We start from the raw sequence: 9,355 nt of genomic DNA, 5'->3' as shown, positions 1-9,355 counted from the left end.
CTGGGTAGTTGGTGCGAATGATGACCTGCACGTCTGACAAGTCCGGCAGCGCATCCACGGGCGTGCTGCGAACGCCCCACACGCCCCATGCCGTGAGCATGGCGGTGGCCAGCAGCACCAGGAAGCGATTGGCCACCGACCATCGAATCAGCTTGGCGATCATGGCTGCACCTTTTCGATGGCCGTGATCACGTAGTCCTCACCTTGCTTGGAGAAGGTGAATCGCACCTGCTGCCGAACCGAAAGACCCGCGGCGAGCTGCGGGCTGCTCAGCTTGAAGCCCATGGTCATGGCCGGCCATTGGAGGGCTGGCACGGCCTCGTGCGCCAGCGTCAGCTCGGTGGGCGACATCTCCTCGATCACGCCGCGCACCACGAAAGCGTTGGTGGCCGCGGCCGTTGGCGACGAGGTGCCGTGCCCGTTGTGCGGCGATGCAGGCGCGGACGCCGCGGCACCTGCAGGCAGCACGCCCCGCAGGCTGGCTTCCGAATCGATAAGGAACTGCGCCGAGGCCACCACCTGCTGTCCCGCCGCGAGCCCGCCGTTGACCACCAGTTGATCGCCTACCTCCGCGCCCACCTGGACCTCCACGGGATGGAACTTGCCGGGTCCATCGACCACATAGGCCAGTGCGCGCTTGCCGGTGCGGATGACCGCCTCGCTGGGAACAAGCAGCGCGGGCTGTTCGTTGCCTTTGAGCGCGATCTGGCCGGACATGCCGGCCTTCAGGCGCTGGCCGGGATTGGCCATTTCAAGCCGCACTCGCACCGTACGGGTGTCGCGGTTGGCTTCGGGCAGGATGCTCACGATGCGCGCCTGGAGCACTTCACCGGGAAACGCCGCCAGCCGGACCTGCGCCGTTTGGCCGACCTCCAATGGCCCGCTTTGTGCTTCGGGGACGGCCGCTTCGATCCACACCGTGGCCAAGCCATTCACCCGGGCCAAGCTTTCCCCGGCGGAAACCGTCATGCCCTGACGCACCATCAGTTCGGCCACCAAGCCGCCTTGAGGTGTTGTGACCGTGTACAGCCCCTTGGGCTCGCCTGTGCGCTCCACCTGGGCGATCAGGGCTTGCGGCATGCCGAGCAGCAGCAGCCGTTGGCTGGCAGCTGCGGTCAACGGTGCGTCGCCCATCGCGCGAACCGAGAGAAACTCGCGCTGTGCGGCGATCCACTCCGGCAGCAATAGGTCAGCCAGCGGTGCCCCTGCTGCGATCACGTCGCCCGCAGCCCGTGCATAGACACGCTCGACGAAGCCAGCGGTCCGCGCCTGCACGATGCTTACGTCGCGGTCGTTGAGCAGCACGGTGCCCACGACGTTCACATCTGCGCCGATCTTGCCCTGCACGACTTCGGCTATACGCAGGCCCAGGGCTTGCACCGCTTGCGCCGACACGCTCAGGCCCGTGCTGTCCTGAGTGTCTTCATCTGCGTACTTCGGCATCAACTCCATGTCCATGTAGGGCGATTTGCCGGGCTTGTCGAACTTCTGGGTCGGCACCATCGGGTCGTACCAATACAGCACCTTGCGCTCGGTCGGAGCACTTGCAATGGTGGCAGCGGCGGAGCCGCTGAGGTGGCCGGCGCGCCATTGGGCGACGCTCCATCCAACGGCAATACCGGCAGCAATCAGCGTCAAGCCGGCAAGGATGTTTCTCGAAGAGGTGTTCATGGCGAGGGTCTCCACTCAGTCCGCGATCAGGCTGTTCAGTCGGGCGACGAGGCTGTCGCGCTGCGCTCCGAGGTCGATCAGACGCATGCGCGTCTCCAGCACCTGGGCGCGTGCACTGAGCACAGCGCTCAGGTCCCCCTTGGCGGATCGGTAGTTGCTCAATGCAAGTGCCGCTCGGTTCCGTACCAGTTGCAAGCCGGCGGTCTGCAGGCGGTCGATCTGGCTGTTCAACGCTTGGAGTTCGGCGGCGCTGTCGTCCAGCTCCTGCAAATGCCGCCGCGCCACGTCTTCGCGTTCGGCGTCCAGACGTTCCAACTCGTGCCGTTTTGCCTCGATCATGGGCACTTGGCGTCGATCCTTCTGCCAAGGCAGATCGAATGTCACCTGAAATGACACCATGTCGCCCCATCGGCGATCACGCCGGCTATAGGCTATCTCCCAGGCCCAATCGCCGCGGGTCTCTGATTGGGCTTCGCGGGACTCGGCCCGGGCCATGCTTTGCATCGCCGGATAGAGTTCAAGCTCCGCGTGATTCGCCAGTTCTGTGCGCAGTTGCGCGACGGGGCGAGTGAGCGGGCCTGGATCGCCTTGCAGTGCTTCGTCGGCCCTGGAGCCCACCCAGCGCCGCAACGCGGCCCTGGCCTTGGCCCGGTCCCGCTGTAGATCGTCACGGCGGTCCGTGAGTGTCAGCGCCTCCTGTTGCGCGACCAACAGATCGCCAGCCTGGGCGGTGCCGCCGGCGACGCGAGCGGGGAGACTGTCTTGCAGGCGCTGGTTCTCCGCGAGCAGTTCCGTCAGCAGTATCTCCCGTTGCTCCACCGCCTGCGCGGCGATCCACGCCAGGCTGAGTTCCTGGCGGATCTGCAATCGCTGCAAAACCAGCGCCGCGCGTTCTCGATCCACACGCGCCTGCGCGCTGGCGACCTGGGCGTCGCGCTTGGCCCTGTTGGGCACTTCCTGCATGAGCGCCAAGCGCTGCATCGTCATGGATTCGCGCGTCATGCTCCAGCGATCCATGCCGCTGATGGGGTAGTTTTCGATGCCGAGCGAGAGCTTGGGGTCGGGCAGCGAGCCTGCTGCCTTCTGCACGGATTCGGCGACGTTAACCTGCAACTGCTGCGCGCTTATGCGTGGGCTCTGCTGCTCCGCGATAAGGCGTGCCTCAGCAAAATCGAGGGCGTAGGCTACAGGCGAGACAAGCGCACTGCCCGCCAACGCGATGCTGATAGCTTTCAGACGATGCACTCGCATCGAGGCCGGCGTTGTGCCTCGGCCGTACGCCGACGGGCGCCCCTCGGGGGCGCCAAAAAAGGGAGTAAACATGGTTGTCCTCGGAATTGGTGTTCACGAAATCACGTGGTCTGCCGCATCGGTGCGCGGCGAGCACGGATCGGCGTGTCAATTCCGCAGGACTTGGAGCGTGAGGTAGATCGGCGGAAAGCCCGCTCGATGGTCGGGCGGGACATAGGCGACGTGCTGCCCGGCTGCCGCGTGGGATTCGATCACGGCCGGAAGCATGTACGCGAACCAGACCGCCTGGGCAGCGAGACTCTGGACGTCCAAGCCTTGCAATGAAGGCACCGGCTTGCCATCGCCGCTGCAATGTGCTCGGCACAACTGCGGCGCCTCACCGTCCATGGTTCCCGGCATGGCGTGGCAGTCCGGCATACCGGACATGCTGGCGGCATCCTCCATGGCCATGCCTGCCATCTGCATTGATGCGACGTGCGTGTCCGAGTCCAGTTTGGGGCAGGCATACATCGCCAATGCGACCTGCGAAAAGAGCAAGGTCACGACGAGACCGCTGGCAATCCAGCGGCCCCATTGCGTGACGATGCGTCTAAAGCAGATCATGAGGATATGTTAGCCAGGTGATTGTGTTGTGAAATTGATGTCAATCAATCTAAAGACTTGATTTTCGAGTTGTTCGACTTGATAGCGGCTCCAAATCATCCTGGGCTACTTCACGCCGCGCAACCGAAGCGCATTGAAAATCACAGAAGCAGAACTCAGGCTCATCGCCAGCGCCGCGATCAATGGGGAGAGAAGCCAGCCCGTGAACGGATAGAACACGCCAGCCGCGATGGGTACACCGATGCCGTTGTAGACAAAGGCGAACAGCAGGTTCTGCCGCATGTTGCGTACCGTGTCGATGGAGATCTCGCGCGCCGACGCGATGCCGCGCAGGTCGCCCTTGATCAAGGTGATTTGCCCGCTGTTCATCGCCACGTCGGTGCCCGTTCCCATGGCCACGCCCACGTCGGCCTTCGCCAGCGCCGGTGCATCGTTGATACCGTCGCCAGCCATCGCCACCACATGGCCCTCGCGTTGCAGTTTTTCGACCAGGGCCAGCTTGTCAGCGGGTTTGACCTCGCCGTGCACTTCATCGATGCCGAGCTTGGCCCCCACGGCCTTGGCTGTGGTAAGTCCATCTCCAGTCGCCATTACGATGCGCAGACCGCTGGCGTGAAGGGTTCGGATGGCATCGGGCGTACTGACCTTGATGGGGTCGGTCACGGCCAGGATGCCCGCGAACACGCCGTCTACGGCCAAGTGCATGATGCTGGCGCCTTCACCGCGCAACCGTTCTCCGTCGGGACGCAGTGCAGAAACCGCCACTCCTTCCTGCTCCATCAGTGCCGTATTGCCCAATGCCAGGCGCCGTCCCTCCACCGTTCCGCGCACGCCGATGCCGCTGCCCGACTCGAAATCAGAGGGCTTGGCCAGTTGCAAGCCCTTGGCTCGCGCAGCGCTGACGATCGCGTCTGCCAGCGGGTGCTCGCTGCCCTGGTCCAGACTGGCTGCCAGCCTCAGCACTTCATCGGGCGTGAAGCCCGGAGCCGCAATGGCTGTATCGAACGCGGGTCTGCCTTCCGTGAGCGTGCCGGTCTTGTCCACGATCAGGGTGTCCACCTCGCGCATCTTCTCGATCGCGCCAGCATCGCGAAACAGCACGCCCTGCGTCGCGGCGCGGCCGGTGGCGACCATCACCGACATCGGCGTGGCCAAGCCCAACGCGCACGGGCAGGCAATGATCAGCACAGCCACCGCGTTGATCAGCCCGAACACCCAGCTAGGCTCCGGCCCGAACAGACCCCAGACAAAGAACGTGGCGATGGCGACCAGTACGACCACCATGACGAACTTGCCCGCCACCACGTCGGCCATGCGTTGCATGGGGGCCTTGGAGCGCTGGGCAGACGCGACCATCTGGACGATCTGCGACAGCATGGTGGCCGCGCCGACTTTCTCGGACTGCATGATCAGCGCACCGTTGGTGTTGAGGGTAGCTCCGATCAGCTTGTCGCCAACCCGCTTGGTCACAGGTACTGGTTCACCGGTCAGCATGGACTCATCGACCGCGCTGCTGCCTTCGGTGACCGTGCCATCGACCGGAATCTTCTCGCCGGGACGCACGCGCAGCAGATCGCCTACGTGTACGTGGTTGAGAGGCACATCTTCTTCACTGCCGTCCGCATTGATGCGCCGGGCGGTCTTCGGCGCCAACCCCAGCAGGGACTTGATCGCGGCCGATGTTTGGGAGCGGGCTTTCAGCTCGATGATCTGGCCCAGCATGGTCAGCGAAATAATGACCACCGCGGCCTCGAAGTACACGGCGACGCGACCCATCGCCATGAACGATTCGGGAAACACACCCGGGGTCACCGTGGCAACAACGCTGTAGACGAATGCCGCGGCCGTTCCCAGGCCGATCAAGGTCCACATGTTCGGGCTGCGGTGGACGATCGACTGCCAGCCCCGCACGAAGAATGGCCATCCGGTCCAGAGCACGACGGGGAGCGACAGCAACAATTCGACCCAGGTCTGCGTTGCCATGCTGAACAAGCCAAGGCGATGGCCCCACATCGCAAGAATCGTGACGATCACAGTAAGCGGCAGCGTCCACCAGAAGCGCCGCTGAAAATCCTTCAACTCGCTGTTGTCCTCTTCATCCAGCGGAATGATCGGCTCCAGCGTCATTCCGCATTTGGGACAGTTGCCGGGATGATCCTGCTGCACTTCGGGGTGCATGGGGCAGGTGTAGATGGTGCCGGCCGGCACTGCCGCTACCGGCTCGGCAGCGACCTCTGGCGGCGGATGGTCCAGGGCGCCCCCATGTCCATGCAAGTGATGGTGGCCCCCATGTACCTCGTCCTCGGGCACCAGGTTCATCTGGCATTTGGGGCAATGCCCTGGCTGGTCTTGCCGTACCTCCGGGTGCATGGGGCAGGTATAGATAATTCCCGCTGGAACCTGTGCGCCTGCAGTGAGGCCGTGGTGATGCGAGTGATGATTCATATCCATGCCCTTCTTTGAGTTGACTTGATTTTTGACCTTGCCATCATGGAAAGGTCAAGCACATTTCTTGGTGGACGCTTATGGCCCGTACGCGTCCCGCGTTAGGTTGGCTATTGAGACAAAGACTTGCGGTACTGGACATTGATCTCATCGTGACGCTGCCGTACCTCGGGCGGCCACTGCGCCTTGATCCATGACAGCACGGCCACGATCTCATCGTCACTCAGCACGCCGTCATAGGCCGGCATGGCCGTGCGGTAGTCGGGCTGATTGATGAGCCGTGCCAGTCCCTGCTTGGTGATGGCGAACAGCTGCTCGTCCGGGTGGTGCCAGGTGTGGCCGCTCGCGTCATGCGGCGGCGCTGGCAGAAGGCCATCGGGCCCGCGGTCCCGCCAGTCGGGTTGGCCCTCGCCCTTGGCACCATGGCAGGCCGCGCACTGCTGGGCGTAGATGCGGGCACCAACGTGCAGCACCTGGGGATCACCGGGACGCAGTCTGTGCGGCGCTGCCGCTTGCCGGTCGGTGGCGCGCAGGGAGAAGTAACCCGCCCCTGCGACCAACAGCGCGATCAGCAATCCTGCTACCCCCAGGGCCAGCGATTTCAACGTCATGGCTTTCCCCCCAGTTTCATGCTTGCAGCCATATTCCTGTCGTCGGATGCATTACTCAAGGCTGCGCCCTTGCGCTCCAACGCGGAATGAAACGCGGCACGCGCTGCGCATACTCCTCCCAGTCCTGTCCAAAACGGCGTGCACTTTCCTGCTCCTCGTTGTGCGCCAGGCGGGCATACATCAGCACCAACACCGGGAACATCAACAGCGTCAGCAAGGTCGGCCACTGCAGAAGGAATCCGAACATGATCAGGACGAAAGCGATGTACTGCGGATGCCGCACGCGGGCGTAGACACCGGTGTGCGCCAGCCGCCCCTGCCGCTGGGCCTCATAGAGCACGGGCCAAGCCTCGGCCAGCAGCCAGAAGCCGCCGCCAATGAACAGGTAGCTGAGAAGATGGAAAGGTCCAAGGTGAGGATCGCCACCCCAGCCGAACTGCAGTTCCAGCAGATGGCCGGCGTTGTGGCTCAGCAGGTCCACGCCGGGGAACTTCTGGCCCAGCCAGCCCGACAGGAAGTAGATGGTCAGCGGGAAACCATACATCTCCACAAACAGCGCAACGATGAAGGCCGTGAACGCCCCGAAACTGCGCCAGTCACGCGCGCTGGCCGGCTTGAAGAAGCTGAAGGCAAACATGATGAAGATCGCCACGTTGACCACCACCAGAGTCCACAGGCCATACGACGGTTCTGTGTGCTCCATGGCCTCAGCTCCCGTTGGTGTCTTGACCTGTTCGCTGGTCGGGTGCGCCGGAGCCACCACCGTGCCCGCTATGGCTACCATGGCCTTTGTGCATGAAGACATGCATCAGCGGGCAGGCCAGCAGCAGGGCATAGGGCCACCATTGCTCCAGGTGGGCGCGGTGCTCGGTCCATAGGAAGTAGCCGGCGACGGCGCCGAACACGAGCAGGCCGATGGCATAGCGCGAGCGCCAGAACCCGCCGGTCTGCACACTCTGCGGATGGGATGCATGGTCATGGGTCATGACGGCCTCCTCACTTTGTGCCGGGAGTGGGGGTTTGCGGCATGGACATTAGATCCATCATCATCTGCATCATCGACTCCATCATGGCCATGCGCTTTTCCATCATCTGCGGGTCGTGCTGCATGCCAGCCATACCGGCGGGTGGGTTGCCCGATGCCATCTGGCCGTGCATCGACTTCATCATGCGCATGCCGTCCTGCATGGTCTTCATGTGTTCGGCCATCAACGCCTGGCGCTCCTGGGGCGTCTTGGCGGCTGCCATCTTCTCGTGCATGGCCTGCATGGCCCGCATGTGCCGATCCATGGCGGCCATGTCGCCCGAGCCCATGGCCTGGCCGGGCGATGGCAATGCCGCCGAAGGAGCCGGTGCCGCGGTAGCTGCTGGGGCGGCAGCGTCCGCCGGGTGGTGGTCCTTGTGCTCGTCGGAGCCTTGTGCCAGCACACCCATGGAGGCGGCGGCGACACAGAAACCGATCAGGGAATGGCGAATGTGAATCATGATGCTTCCTTCTGGCCGTGGATGGACTCGGGCAGCCGCGTCCGGCGGCATGGTGCGGTTGTGACCTTGCTCAGCGCACGGGCTGGATGTCGGTGACGATCATCTTCCCGCCTTCCTGGATGACCATGAATTTGACCTTGTCGCCGGGCTTAAGGTTGGTGAGCTGGCCCTTGTCACGAACGGTAAAGACCATGGTCATTCCCGGCATGTCCAGGTGCTTGATATCGCCATGCTTGATGGTGACCTTGCCGTTGTCCAGGTCCACCTTCCTGATCTCACCGTCGGTCAGCGACGCTTGTTGAGAGGCCTGTGCCTTGGGCGATTCGGATGTGGTCTGGGCCATCCCGCTCATGGGCAGGAAAATGCCGAGCGCGACGGCGGAAACGGAGAGAAATTGCTTGAAGCTGTTCATGACTACCTCACGGGCGCGAGTTGAAAAATGTCTGCTGATCCGCCTTGCGGATCAGCAGGACGTGGGAGAGCCGACACAGTCACCGTGCATCCCCTTGATGAAGCGGCGTGGTTCTACTTCTTGCTGACCTGAATGAGGCCCTTCATGCCAGCTTCGTAGTGGCCGGGAATCAGGCAGGCGAAGTTCACACCGCCAGCTTTGGTGAACTGCCAGACGATCTCGCCTTGCTTGCCAGGCTGCAGCGTGACCTTGCCGGGCTCGTCGTGCTCCATGTCCGGGAATTTCCGCATCTGCTCCAGATGCTCAAGCAGTTCCTTCTCGGTGCCCAAGGTGAGTTCATGCTTGACCTTGCCGGCGTTCTTGACGATGAAACGAACGGTCTCGCCCTGCTTGACCTGAATGTTCGAGGGAGTGAAACGCATGGTGTCGCTCATCTCGATGGTGATCGTGCGGCTGGCCTTGGCGGCGACACCGGGCTTTCCGATGGCGGTTTCCTCTCCATCACCGTGGCCGTGGCCACCGGCATGGTTGCCTGCGGCCATGGCGGCCCCCGAAGCGGTCAGCGCGGCGGCAGCCAGCAGGCGGTAGAAGGTGGATCGCGTGAACTTCATGGATGATCTCCAGTTAAAAACGAAGGGAAGAAATCAGTGCGCACCATGTGACGTCGGCTTGCGCACCTTGACTTCGGTCGGCGTTGCAGGCTTGCGAACGCGCGGCATGGACTGGCCGCCCTCTGCGCTGAATCGCGCGGGCTCCGCCATCGGACCGGTGTACTCATACGCCACCGTGCCCTCCGGGTTTTTGTACCAACCCGGGTTCTTGTAGTCGCCTGGCTTCTGGTCGCGGCGCACCTTCAGGACACTGAACATGCCACCCA

11 protein-coding genes and 1 pseudogene are annotated in these 9,355 nt (G+C 63.2%); all 12 read right to left on the bottom strand.

Annotation, left to right across the window (positions count from 1 at the left end; genetic code table 11):
• The coding region (locus QZ709_RS15800; protein ID WP_294638352.1) for an efflux RND transporter permease subunit at positions 1 to 163 on the bottom strand (163 nt) is incomplete at its 3' end.
• Positions 160 to 1,671, bottom strand: a complete 1,512-nt coding sequence (locus tag QZ709_RS15795) for an efflux RND transporter periplasmic adaptor subunit (RefSeq protein WP_038213818.1) — start codon at positions 1,669 to 1,671, stop codon at positions 160 to 162. The genes QZ709_RS15800 and QZ709_RS15795, both read right to left, overlap by 4 nt.
• Before the next feature lie 15 nt (positions 1,672 to 1,686).
• Positions 1,687 to 2,994 (bottom strand): TolC family protein, encoded by a 1,308-nt coding sequence (locus QZ709_RS15790; protein WP_010791747.1) that lies wholly within the window; start codon positions 2,992 to 2,994, stop codon positions 1,687 to 1,689.
• Between the two features lie 75 nt (positions 2,995 to 3,069).
• Positions 3,070 to 3,525, bottom strand: a complete 456-nt coding sequence (locus QZ709_RS15785; RefSeq protein WP_038213825.1) for a hypothetical protein — start codon at positions 3,523 to 3,525, stop codon at positions 3,070 to 3,072.
• A gap of 105 nt (positions 3,526 to 3,630) precedes the next feature.
• Positions 3,631 to 5,970: a copper-translocating P-type ATPase gene (locus tag QZ709_RS15780; protein ID WP_294638349.1), complete on the bottom strand. Its 2,340-nt coding sequence runs from the start codon at positions 5,968 to 5,970 to the stop codon at positions 3,631 to 3,633.
• Between the two features lie 110 nt (positions 5,971 to 6,080).
• A complete protein-coding gene (locus QZ709_RS15775) occupies positions 6,081 to 6,581 on the bottom strand; it encodes a cytochrome c (RefSeq protein WP_294638348.1) in 501 nt (166 codons plus the stop codon).
• A gap of 55 nt (positions 6,582 to 6,636) precedes the next feature.
• Positions 6,637 to 7,284 carry an isoprenylcysteine carboxylmethyltransferase family protein gene (locus QZ709_RS15770; RefSeq protein WP_294638347.1) on the bottom strand — a complete coding sequence of 216 codons (648 nt, stop codon included), beginning with the start codon at positions 7,282 to 7,284 and terminating at the stop codon, positions 6,637 to 6,639.
• 4 nt (positions 7,285 to 7,288) lie between these two features.
• Positions 7,289 to 7,567, bottom strand: a complete 279-nt coding sequence (locus QZ709_RS15765; RefSeq protein WP_294638345.1) for a DUF2933 domain-containing protein — start codon at positions 7,565 to 7,567, stop codon at positions 7,289 to 7,291.
• Positions 7,568 to 7,577: 10 nt separating this feature from the next.
• A complete protein-coding gene (locus tag QZ709_RS15760; protein WP_294638343.1) occupies positions 7,578 to 8,066 on the bottom strand; it encodes a hypothetical protein in 489 nt (162 codons plus the stop codon).
• 70 nt (positions 8,067 to 8,136) lie between these two features.
• On the bottom strand, positions 8,137 to 8,478 hold the full coding sequence (locus QZ709_RS15755) for a copper-binding protein (protein ID WP_294638342.1): 342 nt from the start codon (positions 8,476 to 8,478) through the stop codon (positions 8,137 to 8,139).
• Between the two features lie 113 nt (positions 8,479 to 8,591).
• Entirely contained in the window at positions 8,592 to 9,089 is a 498-nt protein-coding gene (locus QZ709_RS15750) for a cupredoxin family protein (RefSeq protein WP_294638341.1), read from the bottom strand.
• A gap of 33 nt (positions 9,090 to 9,122) precedes the next feature.
• A pseudogene (locus QZ709_RS15745) lies at positions 9,123 to 9,355 on the bottom strand (copper oxidase); the annotation flags it as partial.

The sequence above is a fragment of the uncultured Aquabacterium sp. genome (genome assembly GCF_913773725.1).
In the GTDB taxonomy this organism is placed as follows: Bacteria; Pseudomonadota; Gammaproteobacteria; order Burkholderiales; family Burkholderiaceae_C; genus Aquabacterium.
Note: the sequence above shows the minus strand (reverse complement) of the source record. Positions and strands in the feature narration are given on the sequence as shown.

Bases quoted from the DNA above. Each gene is read 5' to 3' on its own strand.
- QZ709_RS15795 (WP_038213818.1), bottom strand. From the start codon at position 1,671: ATGAACACCTCTTCGAGAAACATCCTTGCCGGCTTGACGCTGATTGCT.
- QZ709_RS15790 (WP_010791747.1), bottom strand. From the start codon at position 2,994: ATGTTTACTCCCTTTTTTGGCGCCCCCGAGGGGCGCCCGTCGGCGTAC.
- QZ709_RS15785 (WP_038213825.1), bottom strand. From the start codon at position 3,525: ATGATCTGCTTTAGACGCATCGTCACGCAATGGGGCCGCTGGATTGCC.
- QZ709_RS15780 (WP_294638349.1), bottom strand. From the start codon at position 5,970: ATGAATCATCACTCGCATCACCACGGCCTCACTGCAGGCGCACAGGTT.
- QZ709_RS15775 (WP_294638348.1), bottom strand. From the start codon at position 6,581: ATGACGTTGAAATCGCTGGCCCTGGGGGTAGCAGGATTGCTGATCGCG.
- QZ709_RS15770 (WP_294638347.1), bottom strand. From the start codon at position 7,284: ATGGAGCACACAGAACCGTCGTATGGCCTGTGGACTCTGGTGGTGGTC.
- QZ709_RS15765 (WP_294638345.1), bottom strand. From the start codon at position 7,567: ATGACCCATGACCATGCATCCCATCCGCAGAGTGTGCAGACCGGCGGG.
- QZ709_RS15760 (WP_294638343.1), bottom strand. From the start codon at position 8,066: ATGATTCACATTCGCCATTCCCTGATCGGTTTCTGTGTCGCCGCCGCC.
- QZ709_RS15755 (WP_294638342.1), bottom strand. From the start codon at position 8,478: ATGAACAGCTTCAAGCAATTTCTCTCCGTTTCCGCCGTCGCGCTCGGC.
- QZ709_RS15750 (WP_294638341.1), bottom strand. From the start codon at position 9,089: ATGAAGTTCACGCGATCCACCTTCTACCGCCTGCTGGCTGCCGCCGCG.